We start from the raw sequence: 17,780 nt of genomic DNA on the forward strand, positions 1-17,780 counted from the left end.
TTTTGTCGTTTTCTGCGTTTCCGCATCAGCGACGGTTATTAATATATCATGGTGAAAAATGAAATGCAACACCTTTTATAAACTTTTTTTAAAACTGCCCACATTTCTTTTTTAATATCATATACTTAAACGAAATATCTCTTTCATGTATGAGTAATTCCTACATATATTTTATATAAAGTTACTCTATCAAAAAACGTTTCTTTCTATACTAAGCGTTTTATTCATATACCATATCATACAAGGAGGAATATATATGGACTATACCGATTTATTAATCAAACTAGGTCTCTCGGCTATTTTAGGGTTTGCCATTGGTTTAGAACGCGAATTAAAACGGAAACCACTTGGTTTAAAAACGTGTTTAGTTATTTCTATTATTAGTTGCCTCCTAACGATTGTTTCTATTAAAGCAGCTTATAACTTACCACATACCGATCATATGAATATGGATCCACTTCGACTTGCCGCTCAAATTGTATCAGGAATTGGTTTTTTAGGTGCTGGCGTAATTTTAAGAAGAGGCAACGATAGCATTGCAGGGCTCACGACTGCCGCTATGATCTGGGGTGCTTCTGGTATTGGTATTGCCGTTGGAGCTGGTTTCTATATCGAGGCGATTTTCGGAATGTGTTTCCTTATGATTAGTGTCGAACTTATACCACTCGCGATGAAATATGTAGGCCCTAGGTCATTTCGTCAACGTGATATCGCTGTGAAACTTGTTGTACGAAATATGGACAATATCCCAATCGTAATTGAAGAAATAAAGGAAATGGATATAAAAGTTAAGAATATGAAGCTTAAAACATTAGAAAACGGTTCTCACTATTTACATCTTAAACTGTCCATTGATCAAAAAAGACCTACTGCTGATGTTTACTATGCTCTTCAACATCTTGAAAGTGTCCAACAAACTGAAGTGGAAAGTATGTAGCATAAAACAAACTCTCTTTAATTAGAGAGTTTTTCTTTTTTCTATAATGGTAACAATGAATGTAGTCCTGCAAAACAAGGAGGAATTTACTATTGAAATCCCGTCCGAATTTAGTAGATACATTTCGTGATTCCATTATTTTTCGTTTAATTTGTTTTATTATTGTATTCACTGCTTTTTCTGGTTTTCTTATACATAGATTAGAACCCTCTCATTTCACTACATGGTTTGACGGAATTTGGTGGTCAATCGTTACCATTTTTACAGTTGGATATGGCGACTTTGCTCCCCATACAACGATAGGAAAACTAATAGGTATAAGTATTATTTTATTAGGAACTGGCTTTTGTTCTTATTATATGGTTCTATTCGCTACTGAGATGATCAGTAAACAATATATGAAAATTAAAGGTGAAGAAGCCGCTACCTCTAACGGTCATATGATTATCGTTGGCTGGAATGAGCGTGCAAAACATGTTGTAAAGCAAATGCATGTATTACAACCAAACCTTGATATCGTTTTAATTGATGAAACACTTTCTTTACTCCCAAAACCATTTCATCATTTAGAATTTATAAAAGGTTGTCCGCACCACGATCAAACTTTATTAAAAGCTAATATTAAAACGGCACACACCATATTAATAACAGCTGATAAAGAAAAGAACGAAAGCTTAGCAGATACACAATCCATTTTAAATATTTTAACTGCAAAAGGACTCAATCCAAACATTCACTGCATCGCAGAACTACTTACTACTGAACAAATTCAAAATGCAACGAGAGCTGGCGCGTCAGAAATTATAGAAGGAAATAAATTAACGAGTTATGTATTTACCGCTTCTCTTTTATTCCCTTCTATTTCAGGTGTACTATTCTCACTTTACGATGAAATCTCTGATAATAAATTACAACTGATGGAGCTTTCTCCGTCCTGCACCGGACAAACCTTTGCAAATTGTAGCTATACCCTTTTAAAACAAAACATTCTCTTACTAGGTATAAAGCGCGACGATCAATATATGATTAACCCAGTCCATACCTTCATTCTTATCGAAAGCGACGTACTCATTGTTATTCACCATTAAGAAAATGTTTTTCTAGTTCCCGCATGAGCACTTTTCCAATATTGATATATTTTCTTTTCACTTCTGCATCTGGATCTTTCGGTTCAGCAAATTGATCCATCCCACTCGTTCCCGCGGTTAAAGTATTCACATTATCATCTAGTTCGTCTTGATATACGTGCGAAAGAATATACGGCGTTTCAAGACGGACTACTACACCAGGTACATCTAGTTCACCATCTACTGCTGTAAACGGCACTCGTAAAAATTGATACCCATCTTCTTCATCGATTTTGTAATCGAAGCATCCTTTATCATAATCCCAATTACCACCAATACTATATCCAAGTGGTTTCATAACCTCTTCTAATTTATATAACGCATATGTACGTCCTTCTAAATTTGATTGAATCGGAATCAAGCCCATCCCTCCAAGACTTTTCCTTTAGCATACCCACTCTAGTTTGAATATACTGATGGACTTTTCGATAAAATAATAAAAAGCGACCGGAATCCGGTCGCTTTTTATTATTTTAAACGCTCTTCTAATTCTGCTTTTAATTCTTCAAATCCTGGTTTACCAAGTAAAGCAAACATGTTTTTCTTGTATGCTTCTACGCCAGGTTGGTCAAATGGATTTACGCCTAATAAGTAACCGCTCATCGCACATGCTTTTTCGAAGAAGTATACAAGGTAACCGAATGTGTACTCATTTAATTCAGGAATATTTACGATTAAATTTGGTACTCCCCCGTCGCTATGTGCAAGTAATGTACCTTCGTATGCTTTTGTGTTTACGAAGTCTACAGTTTCACCAGCAAGGTAGTTTAATCCGTCTAAATCGTTGTCTTCTAATTCGATTGTTAGTTCATGTGTAGATTTACCTACTTTAAGAACTGTTTCAAATAAGTCACGACGACCTTCTTGAACGTATTGACCTAATGAGTGTAAGTCAGTTGAGAAGTTTGCTGAAGATGGGAAAATACCTTTTTGATCTTTTCCTTCACTTTCACCAAATAACTGTTTCCACCACTCAGCGAAGTATTGAAGTGCTGGCTCATAGTTAACAAGCATTTCAATTGTTTTTCCTTTATTGTATAAAGCGTTACGAACTACTGCGTATTGGTAAGCTGGGTTTTCTTCTAGTTCTGATGTTCCGAAGTCATCATGACCAGCAGCTGCACCTTTCATCATCTCTTCAATATTTAAGCCACTTACTGCGATTGGTAATAAACCAACTGGCGTTAATACAGAGAAACGTCCTCCAACATCATCTGGAATAACGAATGTTTCGTAACCTTCGTTATCAGCTAATGTTTTTAATGCACCACGTGCTTTATCTGTAGTTGCATAAATACGTTTGCGAGCTTCTTCTTTTCCATACTTCTCTTCTAATAACTTACGGAAAATACGGAATGCTAGTGCTGGCTCTGTTGTTGTACCTGATTTGGAAATAACGTTAATAGAGAAGTCTTTACCTTCTAATACGTCCATTAAATCTTTCATATAAGTGGAGCTAATGTTTTGTCCAACAAATAGCACTTGTGGAGTTTTACGTTGTTCTTTAGATAGCGTGTTGTAGAAAGAATGGCTTAACATTTCGATTGCTGCGCGTGCTCCTAGGTAAGAACCACCAATACCTACAACAAGTAAAATGTCAGAGTCGTTTTTAATTTTTTCTGCGCATTTTTGAATGCGAGCGAATTCTTCTTTGTCATATTGAAGCGGAAGGTCTACCCACCCAAGGAAATCGTTCCCAGCTCCAGTTTTTTCGTGGATTGCGTGATGTGTTACTTTCACTGCATCACGTAAATAAGTGATTTCATGTTCACCGATGAAGGATAACGCTTTAGAATAGTCGAACGTTACATGTGTACTCATCTTTTTCCCTCCAATTATGGATATGTATTTCTGTATTCACTTTAGCGAAACTGAAGTTGTAAATCAAGCGATTCAACCATTGTAAACGTAACCAATATATATTTTTTAGAAAAAGTTCATTTTTTGCATAAAAATTCGCATTTTTCGGTATAGATGTATATACATCATCTTTCGAACATTTTTTATGTATAAAAACAACATAACTACCCCATTCTATAAAAGAGTTAATTAACTCATCGCTTGCTCATGCTTCACAATTAAGGGGGGCTTTTTCATGAGTACTTTGCAACGTATCGCATTAGTCTTTACTGTAATTGGCGCTGTGAACTGGGGACTAATCGGATTTTTCCAGTTTGACTTAGTAGCAGCCATTTTCGGCGGACAAAATTCAGCTCTTGCACGTATTATTTACGGCATCGTTGGTATATCTGGGCTTATCAACCTTGGTTTACTGTTTAAACCATCTGAAAATCTTGGTACGCACCCAGAAACAAACGAAATTCGATAATCAGTATGTCCTTTCACCTCCGACATACGAATATGATTGCATGCAATCATATTTGCAAATATATATCATAAGATAAAGTAAAAGAGGAACGCTCATATGCGTTCCTCTTTTACTTTGTTAACTCGGACTCTTCAATCCATTCTGCCAACTTTTCTCGCAGCGTATTAAATCCGTTTTCAGATGGGTTCGGTATAAGAATCCTTCCTTGTTTTCTTTTCGCCGCTTTTAACGATAAACTCATTTTTCTGTGCTCTTCATCAATTGAAAGTACCTTTACTTCTACTGTATCGCCGACTTTTAAAAAGTCATGAATATCCTTTACATATCCATTTGTAATTTCAGATATATGCACAAGTCCTTGTGTTTCTGCATCTAACGCTACAAATGCACCGTAATCTTGAATTCCAGTCACTTTCCCTGTTACAACCACTCCTGTTGTATATTGTTCTGACATATGAAACACTCCCATACGTTTACCATTCTCTCTACAATTATAGAGAGCAAAGCAGATATATTTATTTTAAATATCCGATTGGTTAGTACGCATTCTAGATAATGATATCTAGAATGCGTATACCTTATATTAGTAAATTATACCACTATGACAGAACTCATTCAAAATTCATGAAAAATTTCCCTTAAAGAAGTATAATTCTCCAATATTGGGATAGAATACTAACACATGGCTTTCTAGTATTCCCCCCCTTTTATGGACAAAACGTATTACGTTTTGTCCTTTTTTTATTTTCTACAAATCGTTCCATTCTCTTCATCGCTTCCATAAGTTGTTCAAGCGACGTCGCATATGAACAACGAATAAATCCTTCACCACTTTCGCCAAATACGCTACCAGGGACAACGGCCACTTTTTCTTCCAACAATAACTGTTCTGCAAATTCCGCTGAAGATAATCCGGTTGAAGATATAGAAGGAAAAACATAAAATGCTCCGCCCGGCACATGACACGTTAAGCCCATTTCATTGAAAGATGTCGTCATGAAGTTACGACGCTTCTTATAGCTATCTCTCATTCGAATTACTTCATCGTTCCCTGCGCGTAACGCCTCAAGTGCTGCAAACTGAGACATCGTCGGTGCACACATCATTGAATACTGATGGATTTTGAGCATTAATTCTGAAAATTGAACAGGAGCTGCAATCATACCGAGGCGCCATCCTGTCATCGCAAATCCTTTTGAAAATCCTGAAATTAAAATCGTATGCTCACGCATATTTTTAATACTCGCGAAACTTGTATATACTTCGTCGTATACAAGTTCTGCATAAATTTCATCAGATAATACGATTAAATTGTACTTCTCAACAATCACTGCTATTTCATCAAGCTCGGATTTATTTAGCATTGCACCTGTCGGGTTATTTGGTGAACAAAGCAAAATTGCCTTTGTTTTCGCTGTAATAGCTGCTTCAATTTGTTCTGGTTGTACTTTAAACTCGTTTTCTAACGTAGTCGCCACAGGAACCGGAACTCCTCCAGCTAATGTCACAAGTGGTGCATAAGAAACGAAGCTCGGTTCAATAATGAGCACTTCATCATCAGGATTTATAATGGCGCGCATCGCTACATCTAACGCCTGGCTCGCTCCAACTGTAACAATGATTTCATCACTTGGATCATAAGATACTGCAAATTGTTTTTTTAGATACTTTGCTATTTCTTGACGGAGCTCCAATAATCCTGCATTTGCTGTATATGACGTATACCCTTGTTCCAAAGAACGAATACATGCTTGCCTTACATTCCAAGGTGTAACAAAATCCGGCTCTCCTACCCCGAGGGAAATAACACCTTTCATATTTGCTGCTAAATCAAAAAATTTTCGAATACCAGATGGTTTTAAAGATTCTGCTGATCTAGATAGTTCAAATTGCTTCATGGTGTCACCACAATTCGCTTATCATCATCGTCTTTTTCATAAATAACGCCCTCATGTTTATACTTCTTCAAAATGAAATGAGTAGTTGTAGAAACAACAGATTCAATTGTTGCTAATTTCTCAGAAACAAACATCGCTACTTCTCCCATCGTTTTCCCTTCTAATGTAATAGAAAGATCATATGTCCCTGACATTAAATAAACGGATTTCACTTCTGAATAACGATAAATTTGTTCAGCAACCGCATCAAACCCAACGCCATGCTTTGGCGTAACTTTCACATCGATCATTGCCGTTAAACCTGTATGTTCTTTCACCTTCGTCCAATCAATATGTGTTACATAATCCACAATAATCTTTTCATTTTCTAACCTCGCAACCATCTTCTTTACTTCTTCTACCTCTATATTTAACAGCTTCGCTAATGTATCTACAGATAATCGACTACTCTTTTCAAGACAAGCTAATAATTCTAATTCTTTTTCTGTCACCATATAAATCATCCTTCCTTTTCGTTTGTGTTTAAATTATACAAATACCCTTTCCAGTTTGAAAAGAAGATTTTTCTATTGAATTATGTCAAAATAAAGTGAAACTTTAATCAGCGGAAAAATGCGTGATAAAGCGAAAGGGGATGGAACCGTGAAACCAAAAGTTTATATTGCTGAACCAGTTCCAACATTTGTAGAAAACTATTTATCAGAACACTGTGATTATGAAAAATGGGATCAAAATGAGAAAGTACCTCGTGATGTTCTATTAGAGAAAATACAAGATAAAGATGGGTTATTAAATTTCGGATCTGCTATTAATGAAGAATTACTGACAGTGGCTCCTAACTTAAAAGTAGTGAGCAACATTTCTGTCGGTTACGATAATTTTGATTTACAAGCGATGAAAAGCCGAAATGTTATCGGAACGAATACACCATACGTATTAGATGATACAGTAGCTGATCTCGTTTTCGCCCTTATGCTATCAGCTGGGCGCCGCGTTTGCGAACTTGATTCTTACGTGAAAAATGGTGAATGGAACGCTGAAATCGGAAAAGAACACTTCGGACTAGATGTACACCATAGCACAATTGGTATTATCGGTATGGGCCGAATTGGAGAAGCCGTTGCAAAACGAGCAAAATTCGGATTTGATATGAATGTTCTTTACTATAACCGCCGTCGTAAAGAAGAAGCTGAACAAAAATTCGATGCTACATATTGTGATTTACAGACGCTACTGAAGCAGTCTGACTTTATTGTTCTTCTTACTCCATTAACAGATGAAACATATCACCTTATCGGAGAAAAGGAATTTTCATTAATGAAAGAAACAGCAATCTTCATTAATGCTTCTCGCGGGAAAACAGTAGATGAAGAAGCGTTAATCCATGCTTTAACAGAAAAGAAAATCTTTACAGCAGGTATTGATACATTTACACAAGAGCCGATTCAAAAAGATAATCCACTCTTATCATTACAAAATGTTGTGACTTTACCACACATCGGATCTGCAACATTAAAAACTAGGCAGCAAATGGCTATGACCGCCGCTGAAAATTTAGTTGCAGGATTACAAGGAAAAACACCGCCTAATATTGTTCGCGGGTAATACTGAATAAACGAAAGGCAAGATGACGTCGTCATCTTGCCTTTTTTTGTTAACATATTTTCTTCTTCCTTGGAGATGATATGAACAAAAATCAATGGAGTGACAAAAAATGAATCACGAATATACTTGTCCTTATTTCACTTTTTCCACTCGCGGCACTACTATTCATTACGAATTGTATGAACACGATAACAAAACAGAACGTCCTACTTTCGTACTCGTTCACGGCTTTTTATCTTCCTCATTCAGTTACCGTCGTCTCATTCCCTTACTATCGAAAGCAGGAACAGTGATTGCTCTTGATTTACCACCGTTCGGAAAAAGTGATAAGTCTCATCTGTTTAAGTATTCTTATCACAATTTAGCAACGATTATTATTGATTTAATTGAACATTTATCTCTCTCAAACATTGTATTAGTTGGGCACTCTATGGGTGGGCAAATTTCTCTCTATGTAAACCGTATACGTCCTGAACTCATTTCAAAAACGATTTTACTATGCAGCTCTAGCTATTTAGCACGCGCAACCTTACCTTTACTATACTCTTCTTATTTACCGTTCTTTCATTTATACGTAAAGAACTGGATTATTAGACGCGGTATTGTTCATAACTTAATGAATGTCGTTCATGATCACTCATTAATTGACGATGAAATGAAAAAAGGTTACTCCGCTCCTTTTTATGACGACCGTATATTTCCCGCTTTAACTCGCATGATACGAGACCGTGAAGGTGACTTATCTTCAACTGAATTACAAAAAATCGAAACACCTACACTACTCATTTGGGGTGAAAAAGACCGCGTCGTCCCTGTACATGTAGGTCATCGTCTACACAAAGATTTACCGAATTCAAAATTTATTTCTTACGAAAATACAGGACATTTACTACCTGAAGAAAAGCCTGAACATGTTTATGAAGAAATTATCGCTTTTTCTGCGCAATAAAGTGAAACTTTAATTAGCCCCCACCTAACTTCTTTGCTTCTGCTGAATTTTGAGGTGGGGGTCTTACTGCCCGGCAAATAGCGGGATAATATAAAAAAGGCCGTCGGAAATTCCGACAGCCTATAATGAACAGCTTCCGCCTTCTTTTATTACAAGTAATTCCACAGCTAATTTCTCACATTTTTCAAGCGCAGGTACTTCCTCAAAAGACATAAAGTATATATGTTGAATCTTCTTTGCGATGTATTTTGGATCATCAAACACACTTATGACGTTCACAACATCGCTCGCTTCTGTTTCATAAAACTCCGGTCCCATTTGAAACGGATCCCAATTCTTCACAACCTCTATCATCTTTTCATATGTACCCATTCGCTTCCCGCCTTTTCACTTTTTAATACTTTTCTTTATCCTATCACATCAGCTATTCTATAAGAAGAGAGAGAACTTTCATAACTTATTGGTTTTACAGAAGAAGGGGGCAAACGTATGCAACTATTTCATAAAGCAATCAATCGACGTGGAACGCATAGTATAAAATGGGATACATATAAAAACGAAGAACTTATCCATGCTTGGATTGCTGATATGGATTTTGAAGTACCAACACAAATTCAAACTGCTTTAAAGAAACGTATTGAGCATCCTATTTTCGGCTATACACTTCCTCCCGAAAATATTGGAGATATTATTTGTAACTGGACAAAAAAACAATATAACTGGGACATTCAAAAAGAATGGATTGTTTTTAGCGCGGGGATCGTTCCAGCTCTTAGTACGAGCATACAGGCTTTCACAAAAGAAAACGAATCCGTTCTCGTACAACCACCTATTTATCCTCCATTTTTCGAAATGGTCACAACAAACAACAGGCAGTTATGCGTGAGTCCATTACAGAAACAAAATGATACATATGTGATAGACTTCGAGCATTTAGAAAAGCAGTTTCAGCAAGGTGTCAAACTCATGCTTCTTTGTAGCCCTCATAACCCAATCGGACGCGTTTGGACGAAAGAGGAACTTGTGCAGCTCGGATTGTTATGTACTAAATATGACGTTATCGTTGTCGCGGATGAAATTCATTCCGATATCATTTATGCAGACCATACACATACGCCGTTCGCTTCCTTATCTGAAGAATTAGCAGAGCGCACTATCACTTGTATGGCTCCAAGTAAAACATTTAATATCGCTGGATTACAAGCTTCGATTATTATCATTCCAAACGAAAAACTCCGTCACGCCTTTACAGCTATCCAATATAGACAAGGCTTCCACGGGTTAAATATCTTTGCCTACACAGCGATGCAAAGTGCCTATACAGAATGTAATGATTGGTTAAACGAAATTCGATTATATATAGAAGATAATGCTCAATTTGCTTGTGAATATATTAAAACTCACATACCTGCTCTTTCCGTAACAAAGCCAGAAGGTAGCTTTTTATTATGGATTGATTGTTCTCGTCTAAAGCTTTCTCAAAACGAGCGTACTACATTACTTGAGGAAAAAGGAAAAATCATCGTTGAACCTGGTGAGAAATACGGGTTAGGTGGCGAAGAACATATTCGAATTAACATCGGCTGTCCACGATCTGTTTTAGAAGAAATTTTGAACAGACTGCGTCATACGTTTTCATAATAATAGAGGAGTCTGTCCCCTAATCATTCTTGGACAGACTCCTTTGCCATATTTTGTCGGTAAGTCGATATATTCCAATAATCGCTGATATATTTTCACTTATACTACACAAAAAAAGCTACCAGCACGGTAGCTTTTACTTTTTCTTCATATCCGCTGCTTTTTTTACAATTACACCACAAGCAATTCGATCGCCTGATTTACCTGTCGGTTGTGTCATACCATCATCAGGGTTTTCTGTAATAATAATAGACGCTCCATCTTTTCTATGAATCGTCGTTTTTCCTTCTTCAAGTGTGATGTGAGGTGCATCGATTTCCGCTTTAATCTTCCCAGAACCATCTGCAACTACGTTCGGTAAATCACCGTTTTCTGCACCCTTCGGATTAAGAAGACCATGTTTTTTATCATCAGGATTAAAATGATTCCCGGATGATTCAAAACGAGGTGCCTTACACTCTCCGATTTCATGTACATGTAGTCCGTGTGGTCCTGGCGTGAAACCTTCTCCTTTAATCGTAATTTTCACGCCACTTGTTTGCTGCACTACTTTCGCAGTCCCTACTTCATCTCCTGAAGCATTATGTAATTTCACTTCAATTTCTTTCGGCTTTCCTTGGTCACAACCTGCCATCAGAAATAATAAACAACAACTGAAAAAAAGCCGCTTCTTCATTCTATTCCCTCCAAAATATATTCTGCCCTTAGATTGTCCGAGCATAGAGGGAAACATACAAAAATGAGTTACTGTTTCTTTTCAGCTAATAGTTTTTCTTCAACTTTCTGTAATCGCTCTGCTTCGCGTTTTGATACACGAATGAACATACGCCACGTAGCAACGGCACCAATTATAAATAGCACGCAAACAATCCCTGGAATAATATATTCTGTTTTATCTTCCGGAAAATATAAAGGCATCATATAGAACACTCCTTATTATAGGATTTGTAAAACATCAGAATTTTCTGTTATATAACTTTAAATTATAGTGGAACCTATCCATATTCTCAAGGGGGCGTTCCGAAAGCGAATGATTTCTTTGACTCCTTCTCCTACTTTCCTTACTATAAACTTGAGGTGAAAAATATGAGAGAAACATTTGAAATTGGTGAAATCGTTACTGGCATTTATAAAACTGGCAAATACATCGGCGAAGTTACAAATAGCCGCCCTGGCAGTTACGTCGTAAAAGTATTAGCTGTTTTAAAACATCCGGTGCAAGGTGACTTACATAACGTAAAACAAGCTGACGTACCATTTTTCCATGAAAGACGCGCTTTAGCTTTCCGTGAACAGACGAACATTCCAGAGCAAATGGTGAAAAAATATGAAGGAGAAATTCCGGATTATACCGAGTCACTAAAATTAGCATTAGAAACCCAAATGAATTCATTTTCTGAAGATGATTCACCTTTTGCAGAGCGTAGTCTAGAAACATTAGAACAGTTAAAGAAAGACTACAAACTTTAAAAAACAAAACGACCAAATTACATAATGTGCAATTTGGTCGTTACTGTGTGCTCACTTTCTTTAACACTTTTGAAAAATCAACGAGTTCTCCTAATGTTGGAGGTGCTGGTTTTACTAAATACTCTTTATCTTTTTCTACTAGTTTAAAAATATTGTACGTCGTCATCGCATCATCAAGCGCACAATGATGCTTCCCTGTCCCTACTTTTCCGTACGCCTCAATTGCTTTCCATAATCCTGTTTGATTTCTTTCTCCAAAAAACTTCTTATACTCAAGCGATAAATCACGACACTGTCCGAAGAATGGAAAAGCTATCCCTGCCATTTCACAATTATGCTTCAGCACTTTCATATCCATATTTCCCCACGTTACAATTGTCGGTTTACATTTCGTTTCGTATTCCGCAAGCTTCTTAACGAGTTCAGGAAATGAAATCCCTTTATCCACGACTTCTTGTTTTATTCCTAAAAACTTCTTACATCGATCCGTTAAAGAGGGAAATGTTTTCGGCCTGACATGTGATGAATACGTATCTTCCACCTTACAGCCAGCAACTGAAACGAGTCCTACCTCAATAATTTCCGGAAAAAATCCTTTCGGTTTCTTTCTATGCTGGGGCATCGTAAACTCAAAGTCTAAAAATAAAAATCGTTGTTCATCCATACGATCCCTTCCTTATCATTTTTATCATTCCTTTCTATTTGACACTCCTACACGAACAAGCTCGAATGCTAATTCCATTTTAAATATTCAGATTGGATGTATCTTATATATATGTCAAATGCCCACAAATATTTTAAAAAATAAGAAAAAATGACCTATGCAGAAAATATGACAAAATCCCTCCTTGCATTTACATCCGCAGTTTTTCTACTTTATAATGACGTTATGTGTGTTTCATCTAGTTAATATTTGACACACTAAGAAAAATGAATGAAAGGAGATGAGATTTTTGCACGAAACAACGCAAGAACTCGCTAACTGGCAGTATTATTTTGCTATCGCAGTCTTTTTAATTACATATGCCATTATTATTTCTGAAAAAATTAATCGCGCTGTCATCGCACTTCTTGGTGCAGCATTCATGGTAATTATGGGGGTCGTCGATTTACATAACGCCTTTACGAAACATATTGAATGGGGAACGATTACGCTACTCATCGGTATGATGATTTTGGTGAACATTACGAGTAAATCAGGTGTTTTCCAATACGTTGCCATTAAAGCAGCAAAAGGGGCACAAGGAAATCCAATTAAAATTTTAATTTCCCTTTCCCTACTTACCGCGCTTGGCTCCGCATTTTTAGATAACGTTACAACTGTACTTCTTGTTGTTCCAGTTACTTTATCTATTACGCGCATACTGCAAGTAAATCCTGTTCCATATTTACTTTCTGAAATTATTTTTTCAAACATTGGGGGAACGGCAACATTAATTGGTGATCCACCTAACATTATGATTGGTTCTGCCAATAAGCATTTAGACTTCAATGCTTTCCTATTGAATCTAGCACCAATCGTAATTATTATTATTGGAGTTACAGCAACAATACTTTACTTCATGTACCGTAAACAATTAATTGCCGATCCTGTACAGGTTAAAAAATTAATGAGCTTAGATGAAAAACAATACATTAAAGATCCAGTATTAATGAAAAAATCTTTAACGGTGCTTGGACTTACGATTGTAGGTTTCATGACTCATTCTATTTTCCATATTGATGCGGCTATCATTGCCTTAACTGGTGCTACTGTACTTATGTTAATTGGTGTGAAAGAGCATGAAATTGAAGAAGTATTTGCAAGCGTAGAGTGGGTAACAATCTTCTTCTTCGCAGGGCTATTCGTACTTGTTGGAGGACTTATCGATATCGGTCTTATCAAAATGTTAGCTCAAAAAGTAATTGGTATAACAGGCGGAGATATTTCTTACGCATCCATCCTTATTTTATGGGTATCTGGTATCGCCTCTGCAACAATTGATAACATCCCATTCGTCGCAACAATGATTCCACTTATTAACGATATGGCAGTCGGGCTAGGCTTATCACCATCTGACGCACAAATCGATGTATTATGGTGGGCATTAGCACTAGGTGCTTGTCTCGGTGGAAACGGAACATTAATCGGAGCTTCTGCTAACGTAATCGTTGCAGGTATTGCGAGCCGCGAAGGACATAAATTTAGTTACATGGAATTCCTAAAAGTCGGTTTCCCAATTATGATCGTTTCATTAATCATTTCTCACATTTATATTTATTTACGCTACCTTATGTAGTAAAAAGAGCGCTCTGATAATCAGGGCGCTTTTTTACTTATATCTAAAATATATCGACTTATCAACAAAAACGAAAAATCTACTCTTTATATCTCACCGGTTCATTTCGAATAATAAATAAATGAATCGGTAAGAACACCGAAAATGTGATTACATGAATAATCGTAAATAATATAGAGTTCGTTCCATATCTGTCTAAAATAGCGTAGATAAGATAAATAGACAATACAATCGATACAGCTGTTGCTAGTAAACTTATAATTGGTACGAAATTAAAAATGAAACATGCAACATATATACCGAATACTTTCCACCCTGCTTCTTCTTTCAAAAAATCTGGTAATTTATCTTTCGCTAAGTCACCCCATGTCTTACTATTCAAAAACGGAATAAACGCAAGCACCCCGTCCGTTGCACCATCATTTTTCGCCATCGAATAAAGTGCAAAAGCCGTTAACAAATATGAAATAATTGCCCAAATCAATATAACAAGAATAAACGCAAAACTAAGAGCAAAGAAACCTGCTAGTACGCCTTGATCCTCCATCTTATCCTCTCCTCTCTACTTTCAACATATTTCATTACATTGCAAGTTATGTTTTAAAATTTATCCAAACTCTTTGTATAATAAGAGAAGAAAGAGAATAAGAGAGGAGAAACACTTATGCATCCATTTGTAAAAGCATTACAAGAGCATTTCACAGCTCATAAAAATCCTGAAAAAGCAGAACCTATGGCTCGTTATATGAAAAATCACTTCCCATTTCTAGGTATTCAAACACCGGAAAGACGCCAATTATTAAAAGACGTCATTCAAATACATACTCTCCCAGATAAAAAAGACTTCCAAATTATCGTACGTGAGCTTTGGGACTTACCAGAACGTGAATTCCAAGCGGCCGCACTTGATATTATGCAAAAATATAAAAAGCATATAAACGAAACTCATATCCCCTTCTTAGAAGAACTTATTGTCACAAAATCTTGGTGGGACTCTGTCGATAGCATCGTCCCTACATTCTTAGGTACTATCTTTTTAAAACACCCAGAATTGATTTCTGCTTATATTCCAAAATGGATTGCATCAGATAACATATGGTTACAACGCGCCGCCATTTTATTCCAACTGAAATATAAACAAAAGATGGATGAGGAACTTCTTTTCTGGATTATTGGACAACTACATTCTTCAAAAGAATTTTTCATTCAAAAAGCGATTGGCTGGGTCCTTCGTGAATATGCAAAAACAAATCCGGATGTAGTTTGGGAATACGTGCAAAACAACGAGCTCGCTCCATTAAGTAAGCGTGAAGCAATTAAGCATATTAAAGAAAATTACGGAATAAATAATGAAAAAATAGGCGAGACTCTATCATAGATAGACGCGTTCCTCTATTGAGATTTAAAAAAGAACGTGTTAGAATATGTTCATTATTACTAATATAAGTAGCGATGACGGACTTATAAGTACTTGCATAAAAAGCGATTCAGGGATAGTGAAAGCCTGAAGCCGCAAGGAAACGGCAGTCCCGAGCAATACATGATAAAGTGGATGCACCTTTGTGTATCAACTAGGGTGGAACCGCGGGCAAACGCTCGTCCCTAGGCAAATAAGCCTTGGGATGAGCGTTTTTTTATGTTCTTTTTAGCTATACTGCTCGTTTCCAAAGTATCAGAGTATGTCATCGCCAATACGTTAACTTTCAAAAGGAGGATTTTCTTATGTATTCAATGGAACAAGTTGTAAACTTAGCGAAACATCGCGGTTTTGTTTTCCCTGGTTCTGAAATTTACGGTGGTCTTGCAAACACTTGGGATTACGGTCCACTTGGAATCGAATTAAAAAATAACGTTAAAAAAGCTTGGTGGAAAAAATTCATTCAAGAATCTCCATACAACGTTGGTTTAGACGCAGCTATTTTAATGAACCCTAAAACTTGGATCGCTTCTGGTCACGTTGGTAACTTCAACGATCCAATGATCGACTGTAAAAAATGTAAAGCTCGTCACCGTGCTGACAAATTAATTGAGGATGCTTTAGATGCAAAAGGCATCGAAATGGTTGTTGATGGTCTTACTTTCGACCAAATGGCTGACTTAATGAAAGAACATGAAGTAAAATGTCCTGATTGCGGTAGTGAAGAATTCACTGAAATCCGTCAGTTCAACTTAATGTTCAAAACATTCCAAGGTGTTACAGAGTCTAGCACAAACGAAATCTTCCTTCGTCCTGAAACAGCACAAGGTATTTTCGTAAACTTCAAAAACGTTCAACGCTCTATGCGTAAAAAGCTTCCATTTGGTATTGGCCAAATCGGTAAGAGTTTCCGTAACGAAATCACGCCTGGTAACTTCACATTCCGTACACGTGAATTCGAACAAATGGAACTTGAATTCTTCTGTAAGCCTGGTGAAGATTTAGAGTGGTTCGCATTCTGGCGTGAAACTTGTAAAAACTGGTTACTTTCACTTGGTATGACTGAAGAGAGCATGCGTCTTCGTGACCACGGTGAAGAAGAGTTATCTCACTATAGTAATGCAACAACTGACATTGAATTCAAATTCCCATTCGGTTGGGGCGAACTTTGGGGCGTTGCATCTCGTACAGACTTCGACTTAAAACGTCACATGGAACACTCAAACGAAGACTTTAATTATATCGATCCACAAACGAATGAGCGTTACGTACCATACTGCATCGAGCCATCTTTAGGCGCAGACCGTGTAACATTAGCATTCTTATGTGATGCATATGAAGAAGAGCAATTAGAAAACGATTCTCGTACAGTTCTTCGTTTCCACCCTGCTTTAGCACCATACAAAGCAGCTATCTTACCATTATCTAAAAAGCTATCTGAAGGTGCTACTGAAGTATTCGCAGAATTAGCTAAAGACTTCATGGTAGACTTTGATGAAACTGGTTCTATCGGTAAACGTTACCGTCGTCAAGACGAAATCGGTACACCATTCTGTATCACATACGACTTCGACTCAGTTGAAGACAAAGCTGTTACAGTACGTGACCGTGATACAATGGAACAAGTTCGTATGCCAATTAGCGAACTAAAAGGTTTCTTAGAGAAGAAAATCCAGTTCTAATTATAAGAAAAAGAGGCTGCTCATAAGAGCGCCTCTTTTTTACTTTTCACGTTTTTCTTTAATTGCTACTGTACATCTTGATATACATAGTAAATCATCATTTTCATCAATAATACGAACATCCCAAACCATTGTCGATTGTCCTCTATGTATCGGTGTTCCGATCGCTGTTACAATTCCATCTTTCTTTGAGCGAATGTGGTTTGCATTAATTTCTAATCCGAAACAAATACATTTTTCTTGATCAATTAAATTGTATGAACCAACACTTGCCACTGTTTCTGCCAATGCAACCGATGCACCGCCATGTAAAAATCCAAATGGCTGATGCGTACGCTCATCAACAGGCATCGTAGCAACCACCTTATCTTCTGTCATCTCTAACAACTCAATTCCAAGTGAATCCATTAAAGTTTTTGCCATATCGCTTCCTCCTTCTCTTGCTT

The 17,780-nt window shown here is 36.8% G+C and carries 21 protein-coding genes; 10 read left to right on the top strand and 11 right to left on the bottom strand.

Annotation, left to right across the window (positions count from 1 at the left end):
• The first annotated feature begins 256 nt into the window (after nucleotides 1-256).
• Together IBT51_RS12830 and IBT51_RS12835 are read left to right on the top strand one after the other, a co-directional pair.
• Nucleotides 257-937, top strand: a complete 681-nt coding sequence (locus IBT51_RS12830; protein WP_000386677.1) for an MgtC/SapB family protein — start codon at nucleotides 257-259, stop codon at nucleotides 935-937.
• Between the two features lie 92 nt (nucleotides 938-1,029).
• The gene (locus IBT51_RS12835) at nucleotides 1,030-2,025 is read left to right on the top strand and encodes a potassium channel family protein (protein ID WP_000842316.1); all 996 of its coding nucleotides are present in this window, start codon (nucleotides 1,030-1,032) and stop codon (nucleotides 2,023-2,025) included.
• Here IBT51_RS12835 and IBT51_RS12840 read toward each other — a convergent pair.
• Together IBT51_RS12840 and IBT51_RS12845 are read right to left on the bottom strand one after the other, a co-directional pair.
• Nucleotides 2,012-2,425, bottom strand: a complete 414-nt coding sequence (locus tag IBT51_RS12840; protein WP_000612347.1) for a YugN-like family protein — start codon at nucleotides 2,423-2,425, stop codon at nucleotides 2,012-2,014. The two genes, IBT51_RS12835 and IBT51_RS12840, sit on opposite strands and share 14 nt — an antisense overlap.
• A gap of 107 nt (nucleotides 2,426-2,532) precedes the next feature.
• Nucleotides 2,533-3,885, bottom strand: a complete 1,353-nt coding sequence (locus IBT51_RS12845; protein ID WP_000103664.1) for a glucose-6-phosphate isomerase — start codon at nucleotides 3,883-3,885, stop codon at nucleotides 2,533-2,535.
• 274 nt (nucleotides 3,886-4,159) lie between these two features.
• Between IBT51_RS12845 and IBT51_RS12850 the strand changes: the two genes are divergently transcribed.
• Nucleotides 4,160-4,393 carry a DUF378 domain-containing protein gene (locus tag IBT51_RS12850; protein WP_000105788.1) on the top strand — a complete coding sequence of 78 codons (234 nt, stop codon included), beginning with the start codon at nucleotides 4,160-4,162 and terminating at the stop codon, nucleotides 4,391-4,393.
• A gap of 109 nt (nucleotides 4,394-4,502) precedes the next feature.
• On the opposite strand, the gene yugI is transcribed toward IBT51_RS12850, so the two are convergent.
• The 3 genes from yugI to IBT51_RS12865 all read right to left on the bottom strand — a co-directional run bounded on the left by yugI (nucleotide 4,503) and on the right by IBT51_RS12865 (nucleotide 6,785).
• Entirely contained in the window at nucleotides 4,503-4,847 is a 345-nt protein-coding gene (yugI, locus tag IBT51_RS12855) for a S1 domain-containing post-transcriptional regulator GSP13 (RefSeq protein ID WP_000003764.1), read from the bottom strand.
• Nucleotides 4,848-5,100: 253 nt separating this feature from the next.
• The gene (locus IBT51_RS12860) at nucleotides 5,101-6,291 is read right to left on the bottom strand and encodes an aminotransferase (RefSeq protein ID WP_000808528.1); all 1,191 of its coding nucleotides are present in this window, start codon (nucleotides 6,289-6,291) and stop codon (nucleotides 5,101-5,103) included.
• Complete coding sequence (locus tag IBT51_RS12865; RefSeq protein ID WP_000255696.1) at nucleotides 6,288-6,785, bottom strand: Lrp/AsnC family transcriptional regulator; 498 nt, start codon at nucleotides 6,783-6,785, stop codon at nucleotides 6,288-6,290. Before IBT51_RS12865 ends, IBT51_RS12860 begins: the two co-directional genes overlap by 4 nt.
• 118 nt (nucleotides 6,786-6,903) lie before the next feature.
• Here IBT51_RS12865 and IBT51_RS12870 point away from each other — a divergent pair, with 118 nt between their 5' ends.
• Together IBT51_RS12870 and IBT51_RS12875 are read left to right on the top strand one after the other, a co-directional pair.
• Complete coding sequence (locus IBT51_RS12870; RefSeq protein WP_200458879.1) at nucleotides 6,904-7,896, top strand: 2-hydroxyacid dehydrogenase; 993 nt, start codon at nucleotides 6,904-6,906, stop codon at nucleotides 7,894-7,896.
• A 109-nt stretch (nucleotides 7,897-8,005) separates the two neighbouring features.
• On the top strand, nucleotides 8,006-8,845 hold the full coding sequence (locus IBT51_RS12875; protein ID WP_001015204.1) for an alpha/beta fold hydrolase: 840 nt from the start codon (nucleotides 8,006-8,008) through the stop codon (nucleotides 8,843-8,845).
• Nucleotides 8,846-8,965: 120 nt separating this feature from the next.
• On the opposite strand, the gene IBT51_RS12880 is transcribed toward IBT51_RS12875, so the two are convergent.
• Nucleotides 8,966-9,217 carry a YugE family protein gene (locus IBT51_RS12880; RefSeq protein ID WP_000537641.1) on the bottom strand — a complete coding sequence of 84 codons (252 nt, stop codon included), beginning with the start codon at nucleotides 9,215-9,217 and terminating at the stop codon, nucleotides 8,966-8,968.
• Nucleotides 9,218-9,334: 117 nt separating this feature from the next.
• On the opposite strand from IBT51_RS12880, the gene IBT51_RS12885 reads away from it, so the two are divergent.
• The gene (locus IBT51_RS12885) at nucleotides 9,335-10,486 is read left to right on the top strand and encodes a PatB family C-S lyase (RefSeq protein ID WP_200458878.1); all 1,152 of its coding nucleotides are present in this window, start codon (nucleotides 9,335-9,337) and stop codon (nucleotides 10,484-10,486) included.
• A gap of 136 nt (nucleotides 10,487-10,622) precedes the next feature.
• Here the strand turns inward: IBT51_RS12885 and sodC are convergent, their stop codons facing one another.
• Together sodC and IBT51_RS12895 are read right to left on the bottom strand one after the other, a co-directional pair.
• Complete coding sequence (gene sodC, locus IBT51_RS12890) at nucleotides 10,623-11,162, bottom strand: superoxide dismutase [Cu-Zn] (protein WP_023523265.1); 540 nt, start codon at nucleotides 11,160-11,162, stop codon at nucleotides 10,623-10,625.
• Between the two features lie 68 nt (nucleotides 11,163-11,230).
• Entirely contained in the window at nucleotides 11,231-11,407 is a 177-nt protein-coding gene (locus IBT51_RS12895; protein WP_000982763.1) for a hypothetical protein, read from the bottom strand.
• A gap of 165 nt (nucleotides 11,408-11,572) precedes the next feature.
• On the opposite strand from IBT51_RS12895, the gene kapB reads away from it, so the two are divergent.
• A complete protein-coding gene (kapB, locus tag IBT51_RS12900) occupies nucleotides 11,573-11,956 on the top strand; it encodes a kinase-associated lipoprotein KapB (protein ID WP_001209343.1) in 384 nt (127 codons plus the stop codon).
• A gap of 40 nt (nucleotides 11,957-11,996) precedes the next feature.
• Here the strand turns inward: kapB and kapD are convergent, their stop codons facing one another.
• Nucleotides 11,997-12,620 carry a 3'-5' exonuclease KapD gene (kapD, locus tag IBT51_RS12905; RefSeq protein WP_000344356.1) on the bottom strand — a complete coding sequence of 208 codons (624 nt, stop codon included), beginning with the start codon at nucleotides 12,618-12,620 and terminating at the stop codon, nucleotides 11,997-11,999.
• Nucleotides 12,621-12,909: 289 nt separating this feature from the next.
• Between kapD and IBT51_RS12910 the strand changes: the two genes are divergently transcribed.
• Nucleotides 12,910-14,235 (top strand): ArsB/NhaD family transporter, encoded by a 1,326-nt coding sequence (locus IBT51_RS12910; protein WP_200458877.1) that lies wholly within the window; start codon nucleotides 12,910-12,912, stop codon nucleotides 14,233-14,235.
• Nucleotides 14,236-14,314: 79 nt separating this feature from the next.
• Here IBT51_RS12910 and IBT51_RS12915 read toward each other — a convergent pair whose 3' ends face one another.
• A complete protein-coding gene (locus tag IBT51_RS12915; RefSeq protein ID WP_000390061.1) occupies nucleotides 14,315-14,782 on the bottom strand; it encodes a hypothetical protein in 468 nt (155 codons plus the stop codon).
• A gap of 117 nt (nucleotides 14,783-14,899) precedes the next feature.
• On the opposite strand from IBT51_RS12915, the gene IBT51_RS12920 reads away from it, so the two are divergent.
• Nucleotides 14,900-15,613: a DNA alkylation repair protein gene (locus IBT51_RS12920; RefSeq protein WP_023523268.1), complete on the top strand. Its 714-nt coding sequence runs from the start codon at nucleotides 14,900-14,902 to the stop codon at nucleotides 15,611-15,613.
• 344 nt (nucleotides 15,614-15,957) lie between these two features.
• On the top strand, nucleotides 15,958-17,334 hold the full coding sequence (locus IBT51_RS12925; RefSeq protein ID WP_000287154.1) for a glycine--tRNA ligase: 1,377 nt from the start codon (nucleotides 15,958-15,960) through the stop codon (nucleotides 17,332-17,334).
• Between the two features lie 39 nt (nucleotides 17,335-17,373).
• Here the strand turns inward: IBT51_RS12925 and IBT51_RS12930 are convergent, their stop codons facing one another.
• Nucleotides 17,374-17,757 (bottom strand): hotdog fold thioesterase, encoded by a 384-nt coding sequence (locus IBT51_RS12930; RefSeq protein WP_001140612.1) that lies wholly within the window; start codon nucleotides 17,755-17,757, stop codon nucleotides 17,374-17,376.
• Nucleotides 17,758-17,780 lie beyond the last annotated feature (23 nt).

Source organism: Bacillus sp. S71 (genome assembly GCF_016625265.1).
Classification (GTDB): Bacteria; Bacillota; Bacilli; order Bacillales; family Bacillaceae_G; genus Bacillus_A; species Bacillus_A cereus.

Bases quoted from the DNA above. Each gene is read 5' to 3' on its own strand.
- IBT51_RS12830 (WP_000386677.1), top strand. From the start codon at position 257: ATGGACTATACCGATTTATTAATCAAACTAGGTCTCTCGGCTATTTTA.
- IBT51_RS12845 (WP_000103664.1), bottom strand. From the start codon at position 3,885: ATGAGTACACATGTAACGTTCGACTATTCTAAAGCGTTATCCTTCATC.
- IBT51_RS12850 (WP_000105788.1), top strand. From the start codon at position 4,160: ATGAGTACTTTGCAACGTATCGCATTAGTCTTTACTGTAATTGGCGCT.
- yugI (WP_000003764.1), bottom strand. From the start codon at position 4,847: ATGTCAGAACAATATACAACAGGAGTGGTTGTAACAGGGAAAGTGACT.
- IBT51_RS12860 (WP_000808528.1), bottom strand. From the start codon at position 6,291: ATGAAGCAATTTGAACTATCTAGATCAGCAGAATCTTTAAAACCATCT.
- IBT51_RS12865 (WP_000255696.1), bottom strand. From the start codon at position 6,785: ATGGTGACAGAAAAAGAATTAGAATTATTAGCTTGTCTTGAAAAGAGT.
- IBT51_RS12870 (WP_200458879.1), top strand. From the start codon at position 6,904: ATGCGTGATAAAGCGAAAGGGGATGGAACCGTGAAACCAAAAGTTTAT.
- IBT51_RS12875 (WP_001015204.1), top strand. From the start codon at position 8,006: ATGAATCACGAATATACTTGTCCTTATTTCACTTTTTCCACTCGCGGC.
- IBT51_RS12880 (WP_000537641.1), bottom strand. From the start codon at position 9,217: ATGGGTACATATGAAAAGATGATAGAGGTTGTGAAGAATTGGGATCCG.
- IBT51_RS12885 (WP_200458878.1), top strand. From the start codon at position 9,335: ATGCAACTATTTCATAAAGCAATCAATCGACGTGGAACGCATAGTATA.
- sodC (WP_023523265.1), bottom strand. From the start codon at position 11,162: ATGAAGAAGCGGCTTTTTTTCAGTTGTTGTTTATTATTTCTGATGGCA.
- IBT51_RS12895 (WP_000982763.1), bottom strand. From the start codon at position 11,407: ATGATGCCTTTATATTTTCCGGAAGATAAAACAGAATATATTATTCCA.
- kapB (WP_001209343.1), top strand. From the start codon at position 11,573: ATGAGAGAAACATTTGAAATTGGTGAAATCGTTACTGGCATTTATAAA.
- kapD (WP_000344356.1), bottom strand. From the start codon at position 12,620: ATGGATGAACAACGATTTTTATTTTTAGACTTTGAGTTTACGATGCCC.
- IBT51_RS12915 (WP_000390061.1), bottom strand. From the start codon at position 14,782: ATGGAGGATCAAGGCGTACTAGCAGGTTTCTTTGCTCTTAGTTTTGCG.
- IBT51_RS12920 (WP_023523268.1), top strand. From the start codon at position 14,900: ATGCATCCATTTGTAAAAGCATTACAAGAGCATTTCACAGCTCATAAA.
- IBT51_RS12925 (WP_000287154.1), top strand. From the start codon at position 15,958: ATGTATTCAATGGAACAAGTTGTAAACTTAGCGAAACATCGCGGTTTT.
- IBT51_RS12930 (WP_001140612.1), bottom strand. From the start codon at position 17,757: ATGGCAAAAACTTTAATGGATTCACTTGGAATTGAGTTGTTAGAGATG.